This window comes from Allobacillus sp. SKP2-8 (assembly GCF_007559355.1).
Classification (GTDB): Bacteria; Bacillota; Bacilli; order Bacillales; family Alkalibacillaceae; genus Allobacillus; species Allobacillus halotolerans.
Map to the genome: position 1 here is coordinate 538,714 of NZ_VMHF01000001.1, position 22,554 is coordinate 561,267.

Here is a 22,554-nt window from a genome sequence, read left to right on the forward strand (position 1 = left end):
TTAACCATTTACACTGAAGAAAATTATCGTTTAAAGGGGTTATTAAAATGAATTTTGATTTTGATTGGGGCTCACTCTTAAACTCTGCTGTAACAATTTCCGGTAGGATTTTGTTATTACTTATTTTATTTTTGATTATTAAACCAATTGGTAAAAAATTGATCATAGGGTCAATGAATCAGGTTGCCACGAAACAAAAGCTGAGTGAAGGCAGAAAGAAAACGCTTAGCAATCTACTCATTAACGTATATAATTATGTATTGATTTTCTTGTTTGTCGTTATGTTGCTGGGAATCTTTAATATACCGATTACTCCTCTATTGGCAGGTGCAGGTATTATTGGATTAGCCATTGGATTTGGTGCTCAAGGATTAGTCAGTGATATCGTGACAGGATTTTTCATTTTGATTGAAAAGCAGATTGATGTGGATGATTACGTTACAGCTGGCGGAGAAAATGGGATCGTTGAAGAGTTAGGTCTTCGGACTACGCAAATTAGAAGCTTTGACGGCACGCTAAACTATATTCCGAACCGTTATATACAAAACGTTAATAACCACACACGCGGAAATATGCGCGCACTTGTGGATTTTGGGATTGCTTATGAAGAAAATATCGATCATGTTACACAAGTTCTTCAAAAAGTTTGTGATGAAATGAGTGAAAATCCTTTAATTAAAGAAGGACCTGATGTCGTTGGTGTACAATCCCTTGACGACTCGCAAGTCACCTTACGTGTCATCGCACAAACTGAGAAAAATGAACAGTTCGGTATAGAGAGAGAGTTAAGAAAACGAATTAAAGAAGCATTGGATGAGAACAACATTGAAATTCCATACCCTCATCAGGTCAATGTTCCAAAATCATAGTTTTAAGTTTTATGGCCTTGGTTTACAATTCTAAAAAACCCTTTGTAAGTCCTATTCAGGATTACAAAGGGTTTTTTATGTTTAATCGTATTATTGCTCATTCCATTCCAAGACTTCCAATCGGTTTCCGAACGGATCGTTTAAATAGATTCGATTTGCATTCGGTAATTGGTCATCTACTGTGTAATTTACTTTATGTTCTTCCAATAAGGCGATGAATTCATTGAGCTGGTCAACCTCAAAAGCGGGGTGAGCTTTTTTGGCCGGCGTATAAGGCTCTTCAATACCGATATGAAGTTCAAAATCACCAAAACGGAACCACACACCACCGTTTGCTTCTAAGGATTCTGGCTTCTTCACTTCTTCCATCCCAAGAATACCAACGTAGAACTCCCTTGCTTCGTATTCAGAACCAGTTGGTGCTGTCAGCTGAACATGATCGATTTTTTTAAACATATGATTCATGTGTTTATCTCTCTCCCATTTATAATTTTTCCAATGCAGCGGTAACCGCTTCAATACCGACGTGGATCGCTTCTTCTTTCGGTTGAAGTTTACTATGATGGAGTCCATACGGTGATTCAACTCCCAACCAAAACATAAATCCGGGAATATTTTTTAGAAAATATCCGAAATCTTCACCAGCCATTGAGATTGGAGCCTCCTGGTATTGAACAGAAGTTCTTTGAATAGCAGTTTTAAATTGCTCTACAGAAGCAGAATCATTATCCACCATATAATAGCTCGCCCCGAAATCTACGGAAGTACTGCAATGATAACGTTCCTCAATACCATTGAGTAGCGTTTGAATGTGCTCACGTAAAAGTGGTATGACTTGGGGATCCAACGTTCTCATGGTCCCTTCTACTCTTGCATGTTCTGCAACAATATTACCTGCTGTACCAGCTACCATTTTACCCAGCGTCACCACTGCTTCACTAAGTGGATCGGTAACACGAGATACCAACTGTTGAAGCTGTAGATTAAATGCGCTTGCTGCCATCAACATGTCAGACGTTAGATGAGGATACGCTGCGTGACCGCCTTTTCCGTAAAAATCGATAAATAGTTCACTCGTATTCGCAAAGAGAACTCCTGGCTTCGTAGCAACTGTTCCAACTGGCAATGAAGGATCTATATGCAGTGCAAAAATGATATCCGGACGATGCTGTTGAAAAAAGTCACTTGTTTGCATCGGTTCAGCGCCCCCCGGTCCTTCTTCGGCCGGTTGGAAAATAAATAAAATATCATCTTGCATTCGATTTTCAACCACTTCGGTTAATGCTCCAAGTGCAATTGTCATATGAAAATCATGCCCACAAGCATGCATATATCCCTCGTGCTGTGATGCAAAGGAATATCCAGTCTCTTCTTTAATGGGAAGTCCATCGATATCTGCGCGGTATCCAATTGTACGTTTCCCCTCAATACCTTTCACTAAAACAAACAATCCTGTTTTCCACTTTTCGACATGAAGATGCTCTTGTGGCAAGCGATTAATCATCGATTCCAAATAACCCTGTGTTTTATATTCTTGATAACCAATCTCAGGAATTTGGTGCAAATCCCTACGTACTTGTACCCACTGTCTTTCCATTCTTTCTCAAACCTTTCACAATAGAAAATTGATGCTACAGAAACAAATAAGCGGGCTATCGACAAAATCGAAGTCCCGCTTAGATGAATATTAGTTATCTAACTTTCTCAATTCTTTTTTGATCTCTGTCTTGGACTTTGTTTGGTCATCAATTTCTTTAATCACTTTTGCAGGTGTACCCGCCACGACTGTATTCGGTGGTACATCCTCTGTTACAATTGCACCAGCCGCTACAACCGCGCCTTTGCCGACAGTGACACCTTCCAATACGACGACGTTTGCTCCAATGACGACTTCATCTTCAACAATTACCGGTTTTGCGGATGGTGGCTCAATGACACCAGCTAACACTGTTCCGGCTCCGATGTGACAATCTTTTCCGACAGTTGCTCTTCCACCGAGTACTGCATTCATATCAATCATCGTGCCTTCACCAATGGCAGCTCCAATATTAATGGAAGCCCCCATCATAATAACGACGCCATCACCAATGTCAACTTGATCGCGAATGATCGCGCCCGGTTCGATTCTAGCATTGATTCCTTTCAAATCCAGTAAAGGAATTGCCGAGTTACGACGGTCATTTTCGACGACATAATCATCAAAGATATTTTGGTTGTCTTCAATGATCTTTTCAATATCCTTCCACTCACCGAATAAAACTCCTGTGTCACCCTGAATGAAGTCTTTCACGTTTTCAGGATATTCAATAGCATCCAACTTACTGCCTTTTACATATACCTTTACAGGTGTTGATTTTTTTGCATTTGAGATAAAATCAATAATTTGATTTGCGTCCATCATTTCCACTTCAATTTCCTCCAATACTATTCTGATCATTAGATTGTTTTTTGCTGATAAAATTGATTCCTAATTTGCTTCAACAGCTGCCTTCTGGTTAAGATGCCTTCCATTATGTTGGAATGGTTTACGACACAGACAAAATTATGATCAATTAATAAATGTAATGCTTTTTCCAGTGTTTCACCCAATTGCAATGTTTTTATGTCATTGTCCATTACATGCTTCACAGTTATTTCATCAAGTAAATCAACTTCGATTTGATCTAAACCGAACATTTTCTCGATAATATGTGATTTGCTGATCAGACCCTTAAACGTGCCGTCATAATCCAAAACTGGAACAGCGTTATATCCAGTTTTTGTGAGTACCAGCAGCGCATGTTTCAATGGGTTGTTCAATTGGACGTGAGCCACTTTGTCAGAATCGATCATGTATTCATTCACTAATTTTTGCGTGAGATCAAATTCTGTCACATTAAGCATTTAGTCTCCCCCTAACCTTAATGGAAGTGGTGATCTCTTTCTCCAGTCAACCATAATTTTATCATAAACCAATTCGAATGAGTAATGAAATCATTATTCTCGATTTTGCTTTTTCACTAGCGAGACTCCAACTAAGGGTATCTTACAAGCCATGGATACAATGTAATCAGAAAGAATAGAAGAGTATTTGAAGATACCTATGACATGAATAGGATAGGAAAACTGGCTTCCTATCCTATTTCATCAAATTGAGATTACAATAAGATTGTTTTTTTAGAAAGGGTGCTCATTTAACCATTGTCCACCATCCAATGTAATAACTTCCCCATTTAGATACGTTGCTTTATCGGAGAACATGAAATAGGCCAACTCAGCAATCTCTTCAGGTTCACCTAGCCGCTGTAGTGGAACGGAATGAATCGTTCGCTTTGCCGCCTCTTCGGATTCCCATAACTTCTCAGAACCTCCTGTCCGATCAATCGGACCTGGCGCAATTGCATTGACTCGAATACCATACTTCCTCCCCCACTCAACCGCCAATGTACGTGTTAACGATAAAACACCGGCTTTCGCAGCAGCAGAGTGAGCGACGTATGCACCTGCATTCCACGCATAAGTTGCGACCATATTTGTAATACATCCTTTGATTCCTTTCTCAATCCAATACTTTCCGACGATGGAAGAACAGTTAAACGTTCCATTCAAAACAATATCGATCACGGATTTCCAGCCGTTCGGTGTTAGTTTTTCAAAAGGTACAATAAAGTTACCTGCAGCATTATTCACTAAAAAATCAATACGTCCATATGTCTCATCGGTGACCTGTACCATTCGTTCAACGTCTTCGGGATTCCTGACATCCATTACTACTGACATTATATTTGAACCATCTGAACTTATTTCTTTCTTTGCTTCATCCAACCTTTCTTCATTTCTACCTGTAATTACGACGTTAGCCCCTTCATCGTGAAATTTTTTTGCCATATACTTACCCATTCCACTGGAGCCACCTGTAACGATAACAACTTTGTTTTTCATTTTTTCCCCTCCCTGTCGAATACATTCGAGATAGACACTCGAAATCCTTCAAAAAATGAATATTCGTTCATTTATCTCAAGTTACAAACAGTGAACCTCATGCTATAATGCAACTAATTGAACAGAAAGGTGATTAACCGCTTATGAATCGGAGAACATTTCTGAAGCGTTCGTTAATAGGAACAATTGGTTTAGCCGGAGCAGGTTACGGTGGTTATTACTATGCGCACGAAATTGAGCCCCGTTGGGTAAATATTGTTCGAAATGACATAAAATCAGAACGGATACCTAAATCTTTTGAAGGGTTTAGATTATTACAGTTAACGGATACTCACATCGGATTCAATTACGGAATGAAGGAACTCGATGATTTGATTCAAACAATCGGAGAATTGGATCCAGATCTTATCTTATTCACCGGCGATCTTATCGACGATCCATCGACAATCTCCAATCAACAGTACGCAAAGATTATTGATAAATTAAGTGAAATACAAGCACGTCATGGAAAGTATTGGATCTACGGAAACCATGACCATGGCGGATACGGAACTGAAAAGATTGCTCAAGTGATGTCCTCAGCAGGTTTTCAGCTGTTAAAAAACGAGACGACGAAAATTCAAAAAAACGAGGATTACATCAATCTTTCTGGATTGGACGATATTTTACTTGGCAATCCAGAGATTACCCAATTAATTGATCAATCAGAACAAGATCGATTCAATATTCTTCTTTCACATGAACCAGATTTTGCGGACACGACCAAAAACTTTCCGTTTGATGTGCAACTATCTGGTCACAGTCATGGCGGTCAAATTCAGTTACCGATCATCGGTTATATTATTACACCTATTTTAGGTGAGAAGTATGTAGAAGGAAGCTTTACGCTTGGCGAAAGGCCTTTACAGCTATTTGTCTCAAAAGGCCTTGGAACAACCCGTCTTCCATTTCGGTTTTTATGTCGTCCAGAGATCAATCTATATACACTAAGAAAAGATGATTCAAAGTAAAACTTCTCACTTCTAAGATTTGTTGAAATTTCTTCATGTTTTCGTTCGTTAGCATTCAAGTTAAGGTGTTAAAATGATAGTAAATATAGTACTGGAGTGGCAGGTTATGAATCTGAAAAAAATAATGATTGGATTGCTCGTTATTCTTTCGGTTACGTTTCTTTCAGCGTGTGGAGAAGACGAGTCAGGGAAATATACACCAGACCCTCAACTTGAAACGGAAGTAGAGAACTTTGAGTATACAAACCAAGATGGAGAGACTGTCAGCCTTGAAGACCTTAAAGGCAATTACTGGGTGGGCACCTTTATCTTCACCAACTGTGAAACGGTTTGTCCACCAATGACTGCAAACATGTCAAAAGTACAGTCCGAAGCGAAAGAAAAGGATATTGATTTACGATTTGTATCATTTTCCGTTGATCCAGCGAACGACGATCCAGAAGATCTGAAAGAATATGGCAACAAATTTAATGCAGACTTTAGTAATTGGGATTTTTTAACTGGGTTTGACCAAAAAGAAATCGAAAGCTTTGCGGCAAATTCTTTTAAAACGCTGGTTGCTAAAGTGGACGGTTATGATCAAGTAAACCATGGAATATCTTTTTTCCTCGTATCTCCTGAAGGTACCGTTCTGAATATGTTTTCTGGTACTGACCAAGAAGAATACGGGCAGATTCTAGATTACGTGGAATATTATAAGAAAGATTAAAAACGAGCTCATCAATAGCTCGTTTTTTCTTCACCTTATATATTGTTCTTGTTTTTCTTCATCTGTGATAAACTCTTAACAGTAATCGCAGCAATCAATAAAAGTCCGAATAACATTAATGCAATGAGTACATTGAGAAGAAATTGATACCTTTCATTCGTATCTGTCAGTTGATGGGATAGAAAGCTGAAATCGCTAAACACCCAGAATAACAACAGGATGGTTGTAAACATAAAACTCAATGTCCTGGTTCCATATCGCATTAAACAAAAACGGACGAATCGATTGACTCCTAGATAGCTAATTGCTGAAATTAATATTAACAAGAACACAGCAAGATAATCTTCTGTAATGATTTGATACATCTCTTTGAAAATCATTTTCTCACCCCATCACCCATTATGGGCAATGACATGACAATTCAATCAAGAATATTTGTAAAGGTAGGAATAATCAATGGAGCATTTATTGAATGATACCGTAAGAGGACTTGAAATCTCTGGAATTCGTAAGTTTTTCAATTTAGTTGGTGACCAAAAAGACATTTTATCTTTAACAATTGGGCAACCCGATTTTCAGACTCCAGCTCATATCAAAGAGGCAGCCAAACAAGCCTTAGACCAAAATCATACGCAATATACACCAAACGCAGGTTTGTTGGATTTGCGGAAAGCAATTAGCGATTTTGTCCAATCAAACTACCAATTATCTTATCGACCTGAAGATGAAGTGATTGTTACCGTTGGAGCTTCCCAAGCGATTGATATCACATTACGTTCAATCCTTTCACCTGGAGATGAAGTCATTTTACCAGGACCGGTTTATCCAGGCTACGAACCACTAATTCGCTTGGCTGGAGCAACACCAAAATATATAGACACACGGACAAACGGTTTTAAATTAACGGCTGACCTTTTAAAAGAAAACCTGACGAGTAAGACCAAATGTATCATCCTTTCTTACCCTTCAAATCCAACAGGCGTTACCTTATCTGAAGAAGAACTTCAAGATATTGCCGATTTGATCAGTGGTAAAGACACTTTTATTTTAGCGGATGAGATTTATAGCGAATTAACTTATGAGCATAAACATACGTCTATCGGGATATTTGAACAAGTTCGAAAGCAGACACTGATTGTACAAGGTTTATCCAAATCTCATTCAATGACAGGATTTCGGATTGGTTATTTGCTTGCACCGAAAGAAATTCAACAGCATGTTCTGAAGGTGCATCAATATAATGTGTCATGCCCAACATCCATCAGTCAGTATGCGGCACTGGAAGCCTTGACAGAAGGAAAATCAGACCCGGTCGTGATGAAAAATGCTTATAAAGAAAGACGTGACTATGTACTGAAGCGACTTGAACAAATGAACATGGAAGCGGTCGCTCCAGACGGTGCTTTCTATGTGTTTGTCAAAATTCCTACAAATGAAAAGAGTTTTGAATTTGCCATGAGACTGGTCAACGAAGCTAAGTTAGCTTTTGTTCCAGGGGATGCATTCTCAAAGTTTGGAGAGGGTTATCTTAGGCTTTCATACGCTTATGAAATGAGCGTATTGGAAGAAGGGTTAAATCGTCTTGAGCAATTCTTAAATCAATAAGCATCATTTCTGCATTTTTTGTTGAAGTTCAATATATTCATTAATCAATCGATCAAGCTCTTGGGAAGCTTCAATGGACTCATCACTAAGTCTTCCTTTCTCTGTTGCTTGCTCGACCATTTTCTCCCGAAGTATTTCAATTTCTTTTTCAAGCTGGCTAAGTTTATTTTTCATTTATTTCAAACCACCATTCTGAGGTATTCTTTTCTATAAATCATTTAAGGATTTCGAGCAGCTGCGCTCGTTATCCTTATTGCATAAGTTATAAAACAGTAATACTATATTATAATAGCGATTGAAAAGGCAACCGATTTGAACTACTTTTCCCTAAATAATCTGATCAGCAAGATCGATACCTCCCAACACCGAAACGTATGTTCTCATTATACAATTTCGAAGGTCGTATGGGAAGTGATATAGCTTCTTGCCAGACAATAGGGGTGCCCGTTTATCCTTTGGCGGAAAGCAGTTCACCTCCACTCTTCGCTTACCTGAGAATGGAGTCCTTCAGTCTGAATCGATAAAGAATATAAATTAATTATACCCTTTCATTTTATAGATAAACTAAGTCAAACTATTTTTTGTAGCCATTTAACATGCATTTGAGCATACGTTTAAGAAACGGGTAACAGGGAAAATAAAAAACGATGATTAAAGAAGTTGCCACATAATTGTGGTAAACTAATCAGTATACAATGATTAAAATGAACTTCCTTATATAGAAGGATCAGCACGGAAAGGAAGAACCAAATTGAAAAAAGAATTATGGGAATGGGGTAAAGCAATTGTTATTGCTTTGATTATTGCTTTTTTCCTTCGAACATTTGTGTTTGCGACATCAATTGTTGAAGGCGCAAGTATGGATCCAACCCTAGAAGATGGAGAGAGGGTTATTTTCAATAAAATTGTTTACTTTGTCAATGAACCAGACCGTGGCGAAATTGTCATTATCTCTCGTGAAACTAAAAATTATGTTAAACGTATTATTGGTAAACCAAATGACATTATCGAGTATAAAAACAATACGCTTTTTATAAATGGCGAAGCTTACGAAGAAGATTATCTCACCGAAGCATTACGACATGAGACGGATGCATTTGGGCCTGTAGAAGTTCCTGAAGGTAAATACTTTGTTATGGGAGACAATCGACCGATCAGTAAAGATAGCCGAAACGGATTAGGCTTAATTGATGAAGATGATATTATCGGTCGTTCTGAATTTATTATCTTCCCGTTTGACCATATTTCAATGACACGATAAGAACTGAAATGTACATCATAAGTGACAGACGATAACCCCAGTTAATGGACAACTGTAAACAGTCCACTAACTGGGGTTAATTATATCACTCTTGCTATTATCGTAGTTTTACTTATAACTTATTCGGATTACGATACGAATCACTTTCTCAATCATTTAAACTTCCCTTTTCAGGGAACATTTTAGTGATCGTTTATCTTATCTTTTATACGTGCCAAGATTCAGTGGTAGCTGAAGTAAAGATTCATTTAATTCCTTCAATCGATGATCAATTCTGTGTAATAAATAAAACGTTACCAAAATTGGAAAACCAACTTCTGGAATCCAAGTAATCCATTGCTCCATACCTATCCCTCCTTTTTTATCAATCTAGGCCACGATGCTATTGAGTCACACTTAGATTGAAGTGTTGCACTTAATCTTTAAAAAACGGCTGAATAGAGCAATTCTCTATTCAGCCGTCATTCGATTAATCAAGTGAAATTTCTTCAACTGTACGATCTACGACTTGAGCACTATCCATACTGACATATGAGCCGCCACTTGATGTGAAAACGTCTTGATCGATAATCACCTGCATAGCTTGTTTAACGGCAATTGGATCTACAGGCTCCTTAGGGTCATCTAGTGAAACTGTTGATAACCGTCCTTCTTCATTCCGGAACTTTAATTCGATTCGTTTCATCCTCGCCACCTCCTTTTTTGTGAACTGCTACTATTAGTTTTGAATATTGTACGTATTGTTTCGAACGATTTGGTGAAGTGGATGCGCCTGCAAGTTAGCTAAAGAATTCGCTACAGTATAAAGTGCAGTTGCATCGGCTTCTGTATTCACTTGGTTGAAATTTTTACGCTTGATAATGATTTTCCCTTCTTCGTCAATCCCCGTTTCAAACATTAACTGGAGTTGTGTATCTAATTTTAATTCGCTCGCCATGTGTCTGCTCCCTCCTTTCAACTATATAATCGCCAAGAACATAAAAAAAGTGTGAAATGTATTGAAACATTTCACACTTTCTTTACGTCTAATTAAGGGAACAGTTCTTTAAGTGAAGATTATTGGCTTGCATTGTCGAATATACAGTAACCAATAAACGTAACAAGAACAGCCATCATGATAATACCTAATACAACATCCACTTCTGTTGCACCTCCTAAGGTTGCTACTATCAAATCTATACATATTATATCATAACAAAAAACATATCTTTTATGGAAATGTTCACAGAAAAAAATTAACAAATGGACACGAACTTCACCAATTATTCACGAGAAACTATGCTAAAATGGAGTTAATAGATCAATGAAAGGCGAGCGACAGGTGATTGAATGAAATATTGTACAAAATGCGGCACACAAACCGAAAAAGATGAACGATTCTGTCTCGTCTGTGGCGCTGAGATTCCTGATGTAAAGGAACGAATACGGAAAGAAGATGGGTTTAACCGTTGGTGGTTATTACCGATCATTACGTTATCCGTTATTTTGGCTGGCGGTATCATTATTCATTTTTATTTGGAGAATCAAAATAGCGAAACCATAGAAGCTTACCAAACAGGTATCCAGCATGCAGAAGAAGGTCATTATTCTCAAGCATTAGAAGCGTTTGAAAAAGCTGGGTCTTTAAAGACAAATTTCCAAGCGGCTGAAACTGCTAAGGAGTTTATGAAGGTAGCCCTTAAAGTGGAATCAAAACTCCAATCCATCGACGAGTTGATCGAGGATCAAGCATTTCAAGATGGACTGCAACTAGCACAAGAAGCAGAGGATCAATTGATACCCTATAAAGGTGAAGTGACTCAGCGACTATTAGACCGGATTATTTCTAAACGAAATGAAGTTCAAATCGCACAAATTAAACAACAGTTTAGCGAAAATCCGACAATTGATGAATTAAAGATATTGTTATGGCAAATTCATTCCATTAAGGCAGATAAATCAGAAGAATTAGTACAATCGATGGAAGATCGATTTATTAATGATACTTTTTCCCGAGCAAGTGAAAACCTCCAAGACAACCAATTCACAACAGCTCTTAACATTGTGGAAGAAGGCTTACGGTATATACCTGAAAGTGAACGTTTAAAAAACTTAAAATCGACGATTGAAAAGCAAAAAGTCGCATTTGAAACAGAGCAACAAAAACGTATTGAACAAGCATTAAGTCAATATGAATTGGAACAAGACCAGAACAAAAACAATGCCGTAGAAGTTGTCAAAGTAGAAGCGAAGCCTGATGAGTATGGTGATATCGTCGTCAAAGGAGAAATCAAGAGTGTGGCGACTGTACCCATCCAATCGGTTACGGTGAACTATTCGTTATACGATGAAAACGATGAATTATTGACTGAAAATGAAACATTTTTATATCGAGAAACACTCTATCCGAATGAGACGGGCAAATTTGAATACATCCACTATGAGATGCCTGATAAAGTATCCATTGAAATTAACCAAGTTTCATGGTTTCTGGATGAAGAATAAGGAAGTGATCCGATGTACCGAGCCAAAAGAATAATTCTACCTGTCTTTCTTACAGTCCTCTTACTTGTCACGGGTCTCTCTCTGTATTACATCTATTATGACCAATGGCAGGAGCAAGCACTTGGTGTCTCTTCTGATTTGGTAGATGTCGTCAACAATGAAGATCAAGATTCAGATCAGACTAAAGATCTACAGACTATTATTCACGATGCTGAAAAACACGTCGTACAAATCGAGACAACCGGCCCTTACGGCCAAAACATTGGTTCCGGTTTTGTTTACAATGACAAAGGCGATGTGGTGACGAATGCCCATGTCGTTCAAAATGCCTCAGAAGTGTATGTAAAAACCTCTGATGCGCAAAATTATGTTGGAGCAATTATCGGAATCGGTGAGCGTGATGATATCGCTTTAATCCGAGTACCCCAATTAGCAAATAACGGCGGCTTGGAGATTAATACTCGATTAAAACCAAATACAGGTGATAATATCATTGCTATCGGGAGTCCTCATGGATTTCAAAACACTGTCACGATCGGAACGATTTCAGGAAAGAATCGTAGTTTCACTGTTGATGGTTCGGATTATGAGTATAATAATTTGTATCAGATCACTGCAGACATATCAACTGGGAATAGCGGAGGTCCATTGATTCATAGAGATACAGGTACAGTAATCGCTATCAATTCAGCTGCCACGTCTGAAGGTGATATGGGCTTCAGCATTCCGATCTCTCAAGTGTATGATCGGTTGTTGATGTGGTCAGATACCGCAAATAACGAAGAGTTAAATTACGATGGCGACCCAAATGGTTTTCTAAATGTAACAGATGACAAATTATTGACCGATGTTGAATATTTAATTGATTATTTTTATGAGACCCTGAATTTACGGGATTACTTTACGGCATATTCATTATTAGGTAGTGAAGAACAAGTCGAATACTCATATCCAGAATTCCGTGAACTATACGTTGTATCCGGTGAGATTAAACGCTCAGATACTGAAATAGAAATTACTAAGGATAAGAACGCTTCAGTGACTGTCCTATCCGATCATCAAATATTACAAAACGAAGAAGTTCAAGAGACACATCATTATCGTACAAACTTTACCATCGGATATGAAAACGACCAACTAAAGATTCTCAATTTACAGAGAGAACTGTTATCAAAAACAGAGCATAGCGAAGAAGATGATGATCAATCAAAAGATGAATAATTTCTTAAATGAAAATTATTAAAAACTAGGTCATTGTCCCTTCCCAGTTATTCAATCGTGACATAGGAATATAGTACATGAATAACTTGGAGGTGAAATGATATGCATGGATTCGGAGGATACAACAACTGCGGATGCCAAAATAACTTTGTAAGTCCAGCCGGATATGGAGGCAATAACTGTGGTAGCGGATATAACAACAACTTCGCGTTAATCGTCGTACTATTTATTTTGCTAATCATTGTTGGTGCTGCGTTTTATTGCTAATTGAATGAACAAAACTTTGAATCTGAAAATATGAAAAACGCCGATCGTTTTCTAAAACGATCGGCGTTTTGTATTTTCACCCATTAACTGAAGTTCCGTACTCTCTTTAGCGCTAGCAATTTGTTTATTATCCGACAGATGAAGTGGCATCCAATCGATTATTCTGATCAGATATCTGCACACATTCTCTATTTATAATTTTAGTTAAGATCTCTCGATTATAAACCAACACTAACCAATATTAATCTTTTCTTTCGGATAGCGATAAGATGATTCTTGACGGTCTCGATTAAGTGAGAAAAGAAAGGTTAAGATTCCAATTCTTCCGATGAACATCAAGGCCATTAATAATGTCTTACTTACATTCGACAAATCAGGTGTGATCCCCATCGATAGACCTGTTGTTCCGAATGCCGATGTCACCTCAAAAATTATACTGATTAATGAAAAAGGCTCAATAACCCGTACGATCGTAACGACAATAAATGTCATCAGCAATGCCAAAAATGTGACGACGACCGCTTTGAATAAGTCTTCCTCTTCAATTTCTCTTCCAAAGATTTTCAACCTGAACCGGCCTCTGGCAAACTGTAAAATAAAAATAATGACCAAAGCAAACGTGGTTGTTCGGATTCCCCCACCAACACTACTTGGCGAAGCACCAATAAACATCATTGAGGATAAGAACAATTGAGTTTGTTCGGTAAACTCATTGATATCCAATGTCGTTAATCCAGAGCTTCTTGCGGTAGTCGACTGAAAGAGAGCATAAAATATCGTCTCGTGCCAGCTCTTATCTGCAAAGAAATGATTAAACTCTAATAGCAATACGACGACAAAGGAAAAACAGAGCAAAACAAAGTACGTTAACGAAGTCAATTTAGTAAATAATGAAAATCGTTTCATATTGCGTTCTTCTCTTGGTACTTGCAAATACTCTTTCACTTCGATTAATACTGGAAATCCGATTGCCCCAGAGATAATTAATAACATAACAATGAACTGAATAAAATAATCATTTTGATAAGGTATGAGTGAAGCACCTGTAATATCAAAACCACCATTGGTCGTTGCACTGATTGCCGTAAAAAACCCATGATAAAAAGCTTCCCAGATGGAATCATAATACGTCATAAAATATGTGCCAAGGGTTAGGAAACCAATGAACTCGATGCCTAAAATGACAAAAAACATTTCTTTGACTAAGCGAACAATCCCAGAGATAGACTTTGTGTTTGTATCTGTCATAATAAGGCGCCGTTCTTTAAAGCCTATTTTTTTACCGAGGACGATCCAAATTAACGTACCCAATGCCATAACACCTAATCCACCAGTTTGGAGTGCAAGCGCAATCGCAAATATACCGAAGACGGAGAATGAATCAGCTGTCGACACGACGGTCAACCCGGTAACACTTACTGCACTGGTAGCTGTAAAAACAACATCCATGAAACTTAGATCCGCACCCTCTTTTTGAGCAATTGGCAGTGAAAGAAGCAATACGGTTACAGATACGGCAACGAAGTAATATATTGAAATAAGTTGTACAACTGTTAGTCTGTCTAATAATGATTTTTTTTGTTTAATTCGATTCATGATACGTTCTCCTTTTACCGGCATCAACCCTTTGCATGCTAAAGAATGAACTTCAACAGATTCATTCTAGCGGGCGTTTATACAAATAGGACAAAAAACCCTAACTGGATCTTTCCTCCAGATTAGGGATTATAAAATGCTCTCTTGATTTTTTTCTTTGAATTTAATCAATAATTGTTCACCTTGATAGCCGGCTTCTATTAAATCTTGTAACGTTTGCTCAACTAATTCACGCTCACGATTTACCATATTGCCAATGATGATGACGCTGATGTTATCATCTACTTCTTCAATCGCTTCCACTTTCCCAACTAGTGTCGCTTTTGGGTTTTCAGTCTTCGTGATTCGTACTTGAAAAACAATTTCACGATCCTTGTCCAGCTTACTTCTGAAAAAGTCTTCATAAGATTTAGACATATAGCCTTCCACTAGCCAACGATCTCTATCAATTTCACGGTCAATGATCAAGCCTTCATAAAACTCAATTTCTTTATTTTGAAGCTCGTCGCCTAGTTTTTCCAATGTTGTAAGGGAGATTAATTTAAATGTTTTCATGCAATCTTCCTTTCCTCAAATTAACCTCATTATATAAGATACGATGGGAATAGAAAAGCTTTTATTGGTTAGATTGCACTTTTATTGTTTGCTCTCTGAACTTTTTTGTCGATGATTGCTAATCGCTCGATTGCTTCTTCTCTCTCCATTTTCAAATAATGATGTCCACCTTTTGGCAACTCATCTATTTCATCCGCTTCATAAATGATTTGTTGTAGGGGTGTACGAAATTCCTTTACAGAAAACGGTAAATAAGAGTCGGTGTGTAATAATATTGCAATTGCAATCTCTTTGGCCTTTACTCTGTTCTCCCCTAATCGAATCAATAATTTATGAGCTCGTTCTGCCCCTTTAATTGCATGGATATCGTGTTTTCGATATTCTTCATAATCCCATTTTCCTTCTCTATACCACTCAAAATGACCCATATCATGTAGTAATGCGGCCTTCGTGGCAAGTTCTGGATTTTCTTCTCGTTCGGTTGCAAGGCGGCAGGCAATTTCTGTTACCTTAACAGCATGATGAACACCTGAACGTCTCAAATACTTTTGAGTGATTGGATGTTTAAAAATATCGACTAGCGTAACATAGCCCATTGGCATCTCCTCCTAATTTTAAACATTAATATACCATAATTTAATGACGCTGGCGATTTTTCCTAAACTAAATAATTCTCTAGTCGAATTCATTTACTTTTCCCTAAAATAACTTGATAAATTTTCAAAAATTCCTATTTATTTTTTTAAACAAACCGATATATAGAGTAAATACTGTTTTTTTGGAGGTGAAAATATGGAAAATACGGCTCAAACAATCGTCTCAGATACACTCCACTTAAAGAACCGATTATCCATTATTTTTCTATTTGTCACTATGGTGCTTGGCACAGGTGTGACTTATTTAATTGGACAAACGAAACTCGTTATTCTAACCATTTTGATTGGCAGCCTAATTACCTTATTACTCGTCACAACTCTCGTCTATCTCAGAAAGCTATCTAACGTTGTACCTTACATACTGATCTCAGGGATTGCTATGATTATCGGAACAATTTTAATTCTCGCAACAACATCAGGACAAACAGCCGCTTTGATTTATTTTTTATTGATCACTAGTTCTTTCTATTTATCTTTACCCGTTTTCTTATTTGGTTTCACACTAAGTATTGGATTATTCATAACGTTTATCTATATACATGGGGAGACTTATTTATTCGACTATGCAACATCGTTATTGATTTTTACACTGACAAGCGTTGTCTTGCTGTTACAGCTTGTCATTACATCTCGAAATCAAAAAACATTGGAAGAACTCCAAGCCAGTAATGAACAAGCATTCCAGAAGGAACAAAAACAAAATCAACTCATTGAGCAACAGACGAAAACAATCCAACAAAGTATGGACGGGATTGAATGGCAATCCAACACCCAAAAAGATTCGTTAAATGAAATGAACCGAGCCATCCAAGAAATTGCAACAGGTACTGAATCACAAGCAGGAACAATTTCCGATATTCACCAGTCCATTGGTACAACTTCGATGTTATTAGAAAAAATGGTTGGTGATTTAGATCGCATTGAGGCGGAAACAGATGAAACGAAAACGAAAGCTGAAAAGGGTAAAATCGAATCATTTGAACTCGTTGATGAAATGAGAACTTTCCAAGCAAGTGTTGGAGAAATGAAGGCGGCTTTTAACGAATTAAGTGATAAAGTGGATTCATCTGTATCATTTATTCAATCTATTCAAGATATTACTGAACAAACAAGCTTGCTTTCATTAAACGCTTCGATTGAAGCAGCTCGTGCAGGTGAGCATGGTAGAGGGTTTGCTGTTGTTGCAGAAGAAATTCGTAAGCTGGCAGATCATACAGAGCAAACGGCTAAACAAATTTCAAACAACTTAACAAGTATGAGGGCTTCCAATGAAACAACCGATCGACAAATCCATGATATTGATAAGCAAATGAAAGAACACATCGAGTCCATTACTGATAATAGTGAGTTATTCGGTTCATTTTCTGAAAATGCCAATACATTGATGGACCAAATGAAAAGCTTTAGACAATTAGCCGATGAAGTCAATGATCATGCAAGACTCATAGAAGATTCCATGAATGATTTCTCATCAACTGTAGAGCAATCGACTGCTTCTGTGGAAGAGATTAGTGCTACCGTTCAAAATCAAGCGAACCAGAACGAAGAGTTACACGGAGAGATCAAGCGCACGACACAAGCTTTACACGAATTGAATCAACGTGCTTAGCAGGAGAACTTAAAAGAGAGCTAAGACAAAAGAGATATTGAAGTGTTTTGACGGATCACCAATCAAACAAAAAGCCCGAACGATTTATTTTACGCATAAATCATTCGGGCTTTAATTTCTTTTATGAAATTTTGTTGCATACTATCGAATTGTTCTACTTAGGCTCCAATGTAAGTTGATCACCTGAGTAATTATCGATCCTCGTCTCATGATAATTGCCTTTAATCCAATCATCTAATTGATTCTGATAATAATCACTTCGGTAATGCTCTGATTGGCCAGGACCCACAATATGATAGCCTGAATTTGGATCAGCTAAATCGTTCACGAATCGCCAGCCTGCTCCATGGTTAACTATCCCATCTTCTTTTCCTCTTGCTGCCATAACAGTGACTCCACTTCCACCGAGTGGTTGTGGTGGATCAGGATTGAAAAATCGTTCTAAGAAGGAAATGCCAGAAAGATTATGTGCAAAATAGATCTGGTGATAGTCTCCCCATTTCCACTCATTCAAACTTTCACCATATTCATCTGTAAGATATTGAATGGTTTCGCTGAAAGAATTGGAAAGCAATTGATCCAATCCTCCATTTTGCTCAATCCAATGTAACTCTTCTCCATCATAAGACTGAAGAATCAGTTGGTCTGTTGTTTGGCCCATTCCCTTGAACATTGATCGTACTTCTTCAGGAATTTCATCAGCGTATAAATTTTCTTCGATTTTTTTCAACATTGTATGGAATATAAGTGGACCCGCTTCATCTTTATGATCTTCAAAGTCCCAGTCGGCTAATATTTTGATCGCTTGCTCTTCCGCCGGCGAATCAGCTTGGTCGCCAAGAACATCTAAAAATATGGGAACAAATAACTCTGCTTGTTTATTTTTCTGATCCATTTGAAGTTCCATCATATCTTCTGCAGTCAAATCATCCTTTGATGCTAAATACTCCTCAATACGTGAATAACGGTAAGGCTGTGCCCATACATGACTAATATGATATGGATACGAATCATCAATGACTTTGTTGTTTGCTGTTGCAATGAAGTTTTTATCCGGATTTACTACTGTTGGGAGTTCATCAAATGGGATGAATTCATCTAATGTGTACTGGCTATCCCAACCAGGCATCGGCAATAGGGCATCATCTGGGTTTTCATAGATTGGTATTTTGCCATTTGCCTTATAAGCAATCGTTCCATCCTTAGAAGCAAAAATAAAGTTTTGGGCTGGTGCATGAAACCCTTCTAAAGCTTTCTCAAATTCTTTCCAGTTGGTTGCCTGGTTAAACTCCAATAAAGCTTTCAACTCTGTTGTAGCTTCTAGAGCTGTCCAATCAACCGACAACACAGTATCTCCTTCTATTTCTTCGACTCCATTGGCAAACTCTGATATGACCGGCCCGTGAATGGTTTCAGTTACTTCATAGTCGATTGATTCTTGACCATCAACGTGAATGGTTTCCGTAATGACGTCCGCCTCATACCACTCCCCGTCATACTCAAATTTTGCTGGGTCATTTTCATGTCTTCGCTCCAAATATAACTGCTGTACATCAGGGCCAACATTTGTAACTCCCCATGCAACATGGTCATTATGCCCTAGGATGATACCTGGCACTCCTGCGAATATAACGCCAGAAACATTATAGTTAGGTGACTCTAAATGACTTTGATACCAAATGGAAGGTGTCGATAAACCTAAATGCGGATCATCTGATAATAATGGCGAACCGGATTTCGTCTTTTCCCCGCTCACTGCCCAGTTATTACTTCCATTGAACTCATGTGGCATAACTGCTTTCGAGAGACTGGCAGTCACATCGACGTATTCTTCTTCCAAAATATTAGTCGGTCCATTTTCAGGGTAAGTCGGAAATAGTTCATAAGCGACTTCTTCATCGAAATGGTTCATCAAATAATAATTAAATGCTTGCCGTTCCCAATGCCCACCTAAATCGAAGGCCATGAATTTTCCGATTGTCAGTGAGTCCAATGGCGTCCACTCTCTAATTTCACTCAGACCTGCTAGTTTAAATTCAGCAGGCATAGAATTATTCGTTTCCATTTGTTCGATATATGCATTTACTCCATCTGCATATGCTTGTAATACATTCAGTGATTCTTCATCATATATTTCTAATGATTTCTCTGCAGCTCTCCGCAAGCCTAATGTCCGAAAATATTTATCCTGCTCAACCATACTTTCACCAATGACTTCGCTTAACTGTCCAGATGCTTGCCTTCTCGATAGTTCCATCTGAAAGATTCGATCCTGTGCTGTTATGTAGCCTTGAGCATAGAATAAATCTAAATCATTTGTTGCTTGAATATGTGGGACGCCCACCTCATCATATACAACCGTCACTTCCTCTTCCAGACCATTCAGTGAAACTGTCCCTTCTGTCTGTGCGAGTGACCGATCGATGTAAGCGTTTACGTAAATTAGCAAACCGATTATGATGACAGCTAGAATCGCCAAAATGATGAGTGTCCATTTTAACCACTTATTCATCTTTTTCTTTTGGTCCATTGACTCTAATTGAATCGCATGTTTCATAGCCTTTCCCCCTTTAATCTTATATAGATATAATATTACAAAAATTCTATCTAATTAACAAATTTTTGTACTTTTGAGGAATTGCATTTACTCACCACCTTCCCCTCTATATAATAGATAGCGGAAGAGTAATATTACTCTCAAGAAAACTGAGGTGATGAATTGAGTAATAAAAATAAGGTTTTTTTAGTAATCGGTATCTTCTTGCTAGGATTAATTATTTTAATCGTCGCAGCTACTTATTTCGGACTACAAAAAGATCCTGAACATATAAAAAAGGTTAGAGAGGAAGCTACTGATTATTTAGATAAACATTTTACGGATGAAATGGAAATCGTTGACGTCATGTATGATAATGCTTCTATTTATGAACAATTCTCTTATGCAGCGATTGTACAGCCGGTCAAAGATCCAGATTTCCAATTCTTAGTTTATTCTCATCTAGAAACAGGTGAATACACGGACAGTTACGTTGCTGAAGTATGGGAAGAAGAATTAGAAGATTTCTTAATGCCTCGTTTGAAGGAAAGCTTTGGGAAGGACGTTATTAAAGAATTGTGGATGACATATCCAAAAGACGTAGGTGAGCAACTGAATATATCCCACGATGATATCCCTTCATTAAAGGGACAAGATACAGGCGTAGTTATTCGTCTCACTCTTTCCAGAGGAGAAAAGGATAACGATGAAGATGCGTTGGAACAAATCATAGACGAAATGAAAGATGAATTATCTATTAAACGCGGTCACTTTACGTTATCGTTTTCAGAGCAAGCTTTATTCTTTAAAGATAAAAATATCAACAAAGATTTTTAATATTGATCTTCCATCAAATCATTTAATCTATCGCAACAGAAACCCCAGTTGGAAAGGGTAGCTTATCCAACTGGGGTATATTTTTGGTGAATTTCGTTGATTTCTTCAAGTATGGTCAACTTGTACATAAGCCGTTTAAAACGAAAACTCATGCTACAATTCTTATAGATATTTCTTGATGTCTGCTTCGATTTTTTCTGGCTTTGTTTGAGGCGAGTATCTTTCAACGACTTTTCCTTCACGATTCACTAAAAACTTCGTGAAATTCCATTTGATTTCGCCACCAAGCATTCCTTTCTTTTCTTCCGTTAGATAGTGAAATAATGGATGTTGTTCTTTACCTTTCACATTTGTCTTCGTGTGCATCGGAAATGATACACCATAATTCGTTTGGCAAAAATTCAGGATCTCATCTTGATCTTCAAATTCTTGATTCATAAATTGATCACTTGGAAATCCAAGGATGACGAAACCTTGATCTTGATAAGTTTCATATAACTTTTGCAGGCCCTCAAATTGATTCGTAAAGCCACATTTACTTGCTGTATTAACGATTAACATCACTTGATTCGAATAGTTCTCTAAAGTTGTGGTCTCACCGCTCATTTTTTCAACGGAAAAATCATACACTGTATTCACGATTCTAAACCTCCATTGTTATGACTTCTACAGTTAATTATACGTACATGCCATCGACGAAACAAATATTCTAATCCATTTTTCTAAGAGGTTCTTATTTGAACGGTACCTATAATAGGTATAAAAAATATCCCTTTGCTGGGAAAGGGATATTCTGTCATTTAGCTTGTGCGTACTACAAGTTGTGGTCTGGATATAACGAGCATAATGATGATGATAGCAGATAAAATAAAACCTGGAATTAAATAGGTTGAATTATATACTAATGAGTAAAGCCATACGGGTTGATCTTCCGGCGCAAAATGAGCAAAGAAGATTACCCCTGCTAAATAGTGTGCGATAAACCGAATAGCCATGCCAATAAATGTCCCGAGAATAATTAACATAGACACTTTTGTATGATCATTATTACTTAGGCCTTTCCTGATGCCGCTAGCAAACACACCGGCAACCCCAAGTCCAACGAAGGCAACAATGTAATCCAATAATCCTTGTAACCAATGGACTACTGTTCCTCCAAATAATAAATCCAATACGCCAAAGATTAATCCGGAGGCAAGTCCTGCTTTTAACCCCCAACGGAATGCAATAATAAAAACCGGGATCATCGCAAATGATACCGATCCACCCTGAGGCCAAATGGTAAATTGCAATCCTGGTATCGTGTCGAGCAGAAACGCTAACGTAGTTAAGATCGCGATTTCCACTAACATCAATGTTTTATGATTCATAATAATTCCTCCCCTTCTGTTTCTCTTTTTAGACAACAAAAAAAGCAA

General features: G+C 37.7%; 25 protein-coding genes and 1 pseudogene. 10 read left to right on the top strand and 16 right to left on the bottom strand.

The window, feature by feature from the left end:
- The first annotated feature begins 47 nt into the window (after nt 1-47).
- Nucleotides 48-869 (top strand): mechanosensitive ion channel family protein, encoded by an 822-nt coding sequence (locus tag FPQ10_RS02730; RefSeq protein WP_144159846.1) that lies wholly within the window; start codon nt 48-50, stop codon nt 867-869.
- Nucleotides 870-959: 90 nt separating this feature from the next.
- On the opposite strand, the gene FPQ10_RS02735 is transcribed toward FPQ10_RS02730, so the two are convergent.
- From FPQ10_RS02735 to fadH, 5 genes are all read right to left on the bottom strand, one after another.
- Nucleotides 960-1,334, bottom strand: a complete 375-nt coding sequence (locus FPQ10_RS02735) for a VOC family protein (RefSeq protein ID WP_144159849.1) — start codon at nt 1,332-1,334, stop codon at nt 960-962.
- A 19-nt stretch (nt 1,335-1,353) separates the two neighbouring features.
- Nucleotides 1,354-2,466, bottom strand: a complete 1,113-nt coding sequence (locus FPQ10_RS02740; protein WP_144159852.1) for an N-acetyldiaminopimelate deacetylase — start codon at nt 2,464-2,466, stop codon at nt 1,354-1,356.
- Nucleotides 2,467-2,556: 90 nt separating this feature from the next.
- Nucleotides 2,557-3,276 carry a 2,3,4,5-tetrahydropyridine-2,6-dicarboxylate N-acetyltransferase gene (gene dapD, locus FPQ10_RS02745; RefSeq protein ID WP_186278508.1) on the bottom strand — a complete coding sequence of 240 codons (720 nt, stop codon included), beginning with the start codon at nt 3,274-3,276 and terminating at the stop codon, nt 2,557-2,559.
- A gap of 29 nt (nt 3,277-3,305) precedes the next feature.
- The gene (gene cbpB / locus FPQ10_RS02750; RefSeq protein WP_144159856.1) at nt 3,306-3,752 is read right to left on the bottom strand and encodes a cyclic-di-AMP-binding protein CbpB; all 447 of its coding nucleotides are present in this window, start codon (nt 3,750-3,752) and stop codon (nt 3,306-3,308) included.
- Between the two features lie 273 nt (nt 3,753-4,025).
- The gene (gene fadH / locus FPQ10_RS02755) at nt 4,026-4,790 is read right to left on the bottom strand and encodes a 2,4-dienoyl-CoA reductase (RefSeq protein WP_144159859.1); all 765 of its coding nucleotides are present in this window, start codon (nt 4,788-4,790) and stop codon (nt 4,026-4,028) included.
- A 143-nt stretch (nt 4,791-4,933) separates the two neighbouring features.
- On the opposite strand from fadH, the gene FPQ10_RS02760 reads away from it, so the two are divergent.
- Together FPQ10_RS02760 and FPQ10_RS02765 are read left to right on the top strand one after the other, a co-directional pair.
- The gene (locus FPQ10_RS02760) at nt 4,934-5,800 is read left to right on the top strand and encodes a metallophosphoesterase (RefSeq protein WP_144159862.1); all 867 of its coding nucleotides are present in this window, start codon (nt 4,934-4,936) and stop codon (nt 5,798-5,800) included.
- A 106-nt stretch (nt 5,801-5,906) separates the two neighbouring features.
- Nucleotides 5,907-6,509 carry an SCO family protein gene (locus FPQ10_RS02765; RefSeq protein ID WP_255439636.1) on the top strand — a complete coding sequence of 201 codons (603 nt, stop codon included), beginning with the start codon at nt 5,907-5,909 and terminating at the stop codon, nt 6,507-6,509.
- A gap of 35 nt (nt 6,510-6,544) precedes the next feature.
- Here the strand turns inward: FPQ10_RS02765 and FPQ10_RS02770 are convergent, their stop codons facing one another.
- Nucleotides 6,545-6,889, bottom strand: a complete 345-nt coding sequence (locus tag FPQ10_RS02770; protein WP_144159865.1) for a hypothetical protein — start codon at nt 6,887-6,889, stop codon at nt 6,545-6,547.
- Between the two features lie 76 nt (nt 6,890-6,965).
- On the opposite strand from FPQ10_RS02770, the gene FPQ10_RS02775 reads away from it, so the two are divergent.
- Entirely contained in the window at nt 6,966-8,114 is a 1,149-nt protein-coding gene (locus FPQ10_RS02775; RefSeq protein ID WP_144159868.1) for an aminotransferase A, read from the top strand.
- Between the two features lie 3 nt (nt 8,115-8,117).
- Here FPQ10_RS02775 and FPQ10_RS02780 read toward each other — a convergent pair whose 3' ends face one another.
- Entirely contained in the window at nt 8,118-8,288 is a 171-nt protein-coding gene (locus FPQ10_RS02780) for an aspartyl-phosphate phosphatase Spo0E family protein (RefSeq protein ID WP_144159871.1), read from the bottom strand.
- A 577-nt stretch (nt 8,289-8,865) separates the two neighbouring features.
- Between FPQ10_RS02780 and lepB the strand changes: the two genes are divergently transcribed.
- Complete coding sequence (gene lepB / locus FPQ10_RS02785; RefSeq protein WP_144159874.1) at nt 8,866-9,375, top strand: signal peptidase I; 510 nt, start codon at nt 8,866-8,868, stop codon at nt 9,373-9,375.
- Nucleotides 9,376-9,573: 198 nt separating this feature from the next.
- On the opposite strand, the gene FPQ10_RS02790 is transcribed toward lepB, so the two are convergent.
- The 3 genes from FPQ10_RS02790 to FPQ10_RS02800 form a co-directional block, all read right to left on the bottom strand.
- Entirely contained in the window at nt 9,574-9,720 is a 147-nt protein-coding gene (locus tag FPQ10_RS02790; protein WP_144159877.1) for a YvrJ family protein, read from the bottom strand.
- Between the two features lie 124 nt (nt 9,721-9,844).
- Nucleotides 9,845-10,060 carry a DUF2922 domain-containing protein gene (locus FPQ10_RS02795; RefSeq protein ID WP_144159880.1) on the bottom strand — a complete coding sequence of 72 codons (216 nt, stop codon included), beginning with the start codon at nt 10,058-10,060 and terminating at the stop codon, nt 9,845-9,847.
- A 33-nt stretch (nt 10,061-10,093) separates the two neighbouring features.
- A complete protein-coding gene (locus FPQ10_RS02800; RefSeq protein WP_144159883.1) occupies nt 10,094-10,312 on the bottom strand; it encodes a DUF1659 domain-containing protein in 219 nt (72 codons plus the stop codon).
- Between the two features lie 392 nt (nt 10,313-10,704).
- Here FPQ10_RS02800 and FPQ10_RS02805 point away from each other — a divergent pair, with 392 nt between their 5' ends.
- The 3 genes and pseudogenes from FPQ10_RS02805 to FPQ10_RS13275 form a co-directional block, all read left to right on the top strand.
- Nucleotides 10,705-11,859 carry an FxLYD domain-containing protein gene (locus FPQ10_RS02805; protein ID WP_144159886.1) on the top strand — a complete coding sequence of 385 codons (1,155 nt, stop codon included), beginning with the start codon at nt 10,705-10,707 and terminating at the stop codon, nt 11,857-11,859.
- Nucleotides 11,860-11,871: 12 nt separating this feature from the next.
- The gene (locus FPQ10_RS02810; RefSeq protein WP_144159889.1) at nt 11,872-13,080 is read left to right on the top strand and encodes a S1C family serine protease; all 1,209 of its coding nucleotides are present in this window, start codon (nt 11,872-11,874) and stop codon (nt 13,078-13,080) included.
- Between the two features lie 189 nt (nt 13,081-13,269).
- Nucleotides 13,270-13,347 (top strand): annotated as a pseudogene (locus tag FPQ10_RS13275) (YjcZ family sporulation protein); the annotation flags it as partial.
- Nucleotides 13,348-13,578: 231 nt separating this feature from the next.
- Here the strand turns inward: FPQ10_RS13275 and FPQ10_RS02820 are convergent.
- From FPQ10_RS02820 to FPQ10_RS02830, 3 genes are all read right to left on the bottom strand, one after another.
- Nucleotides 13,579-14,943: a TrkH family potassium uptake protein gene (locus tag FPQ10_RS02820; RefSeq protein WP_144159896.1), complete on the bottom strand. Its 1,365-nt coding sequence runs from the start codon at nt 14,941-14,943 to the stop codon at nt 13,579-13,581.
- A 129-nt stretch (nt 14,944-15,072) separates the two neighbouring features.
- The gene (locus tag FPQ10_RS02825) at nt 15,073-15,498 is read right to left on the bottom strand and encodes a YwpF family protein (RefSeq protein ID WP_144159899.1); all 426 of its coding nucleotides are present in this window, start codon (nt 15,496-15,498) and stop codon (nt 15,073-15,075) included.
- Between the two features lie 68 nt (nt 15,499-15,566).
- Entirely contained in the window at nt 15,567-16,094 is a 528-nt protein-coding gene (locus tag FPQ10_RS02830) for an HD domain-containing protein (RefSeq protein WP_144159902.1), read from the bottom strand.
- A gap of 196 nt (nt 16,095-16,290) precedes the next feature.
- Here FPQ10_RS02830 and FPQ10_RS02835 point away from each other — a divergent pair, with 196 nt between their 5' ends.
- Nucleotides 16,291-17,763 (top strand): methyl-accepting chemotaxis protein, encoded by a 1,473-nt coding sequence (locus tag FPQ10_RS02835; protein ID WP_144159905.1) that lies wholly within the window; start codon nt 16,291-16,293, stop codon nt 17,761-17,763.
- Nucleotides 17,764-17,917: 154 nt separating this feature from the next.
- Here the strand turns inward: FPQ10_RS02835 and FPQ10_RS02840 are convergent, their stop codons facing one another.
- Nucleotides 17,918-20,320 (bottom strand): penicillin acylase family protein, encoded by a 2,403-nt coding sequence (locus tag FPQ10_RS02840; protein WP_144159908.1) that lies wholly within the window; start codon nt 20,318-20,320, stop codon nt 17,918-17,920.
- Between the two features lie 162 nt (nt 20,321-20,482).
- Here FPQ10_RS02840 and FPQ10_RS02845 point away from each other — a divergent pair, with 162 nt between their 5' ends.
- Entirely contained in the window at nt 20,483-21,136 is a 654-nt protein-coding gene (locus FPQ10_RS02845) for a hypothetical protein (RefSeq protein ID WP_144159911.1), read from the top strand.
- A 162-nt stretch (nt 21,137-21,298) separates the two neighbouring features.
- Here FPQ10_RS02845 and FPQ10_RS02850 read toward each other — a convergent pair whose 3' ends face one another.
- Together FPQ10_RS02850 and thiT are read right to left on the bottom strand one after the other, a co-directional pair.
- Nucleotides 21,299-21,775, bottom strand: a complete 477-nt coding sequence (locus FPQ10_RS02850; protein ID WP_144159914.1) for a glutathione peroxidase — start codon at nt 21,773-21,775, stop codon at nt 21,299-21,301.
- 161 nt (nt 21,776-21,936) lie between these two features.
- A complete protein-coding gene (gene thiT / locus FPQ10_RS02855) occupies nt 21,937-22,506 on the bottom strand; it encodes an energy-coupled thiamine transporter ThiT (protein WP_246569205.1) in 570 nt (189 codons plus the stop codon).
- Nucleotides 22,507-22,554 lie beyond the last annotated feature (48 nt).

Coding starts and splice junctions, on each gene's coding strand:
- FPQ10_RS02735 (WP_144159849.1), bottom strand. CDS start 1,334: ATGAATCATATGTTTAAAAAAATCGATCATGTTCAGCTGACAGCACCA.
- FPQ10_RS02740 (WP_144159852.1), bottom strand. CDS start 2,466: ATGGAAAGACAGTGGGTACAAGTACGTAGGGATTTGCACCAAATTCCT.
- FPQ10_RS02825 (WP_144159899.1), bottom strand. CDS start 15,498: ATGAAAACATTTAAATTAATCTCCCTTACAACATTGGAAAAACTAGGC.
- FPQ10_RS02765 (WP_255439636.1), top strand. CDS start 5,907: ATGAATCTGAAAAAAATAATGATTGGATTGCTCGTTATTCTTTCGGTT.
- FPQ10_RS02790 (WP_144159877.1), bottom strand. CDS start 9,720: ATGGAGCAATGGATTACTTGGATTCCAGAAGTTGGTTTTCCAATTTTG.
- FPQ10_RS02805 (WP_144159886.1), top strand. CDS start 10,705: ATGAAATATTGTACAAAATGCGGCACACAAACCGAAAAAGATGAACGA.
- FPQ10_RS02835 (WP_144159905.1), top strand. CDS start 16,291: ATGGAAAATACGGCTCAAACAATCGTCTCAGATACACTCCACTTAAAG.
- FPQ10_RS02830 (WP_144159902.1), bottom strand. CDS start 16,094: ATGGGCTATGTTACGCTAGTCGATATTTTTAAACATCCAATCACTCAA.
- FPQ10_RS02795 (WP_144159880.1), bottom strand. CDS start 10,060: ATGAAACGAATCGAATTAAAGTTCCGGAATGAAGAAGGACGGTTATCA.
- cbpB (WP_144159856.1), bottom strand. CDS start 3,752: ATGCTTAATGTGACAGAATTTGATCTCACGCAAAAATTAGTGAATGAA.
- fadH (WP_144159859.1), bottom strand. CDS start 4,790: ATGAAAAACAAAGTTGTTATCGTTACAGGTGGCTCCAGTGGAATGGGT.
- FPQ10_RS02730 (WP_144159846.1), top strand. CDS start 48: ATGAATTTTGATTTTGATTGGGGCTCACTCTTAAACTCTGCTGTAACA.
- FPQ10_RS02820 (WP_144159896.1), bottom strand. CDS start 14,943: ATGAATCGAATTAAACAAAAAAAATCATTATTAGACAGACTAACAGTT.
- FPQ10_RS02770 (WP_144159865.1), bottom strand. CDS start 6,889: ATGATTTTCAAAGAGATGTATCAAATCATTACAGAAGATTATCTTGCT.
- FPQ10_RS02760 (WP_144159862.1), top strand. CDS start 4,934: ATGAATCGGAGAACATTTCTGAAGCGTTCGTTAATAGGAACAATTGGT.
- FPQ10_RS02810 (WP_144159889.1), top strand. CDS start 11,872: ATGTACCGAGCCAAAAGAATAATTCTACCTGTCTTTCTTACAGTCCTC.
- thiT (WP_246569205.1), bottom strand. CDS start 22,506: ATGAATCATAAAACATTGATGTTAGTGGAAATCGCGATCTTAACTACG.
- FPQ10_RS02840 (WP_144159908.1), bottom strand. CDS start 20,320: ATGAAACATGCGATTCAATTAGAGTCAATGGACCAAAAGAAAAAGATG.
- FPQ10_RS02780 (WP_144159871.1), bottom strand. CDS start 8,288: ATGAAAAATAAACTTAGCCAGCTTGAAAAAGAAATTGAAATACTTCGG.
- FPQ10_RS02775 (WP_144159868.1), top strand. CDS start 6,966: ATGGAGCATTTATTGAATGATACCGTAAGAGGACTTGAAATCTCTGGA.
- FPQ10_RS02800 (WP_144159883.1), bottom strand. CDS start 10,312: ATGGCGAGCGAATTAAAATTAGATACACAACTCCAGTTAATGTTTGAA.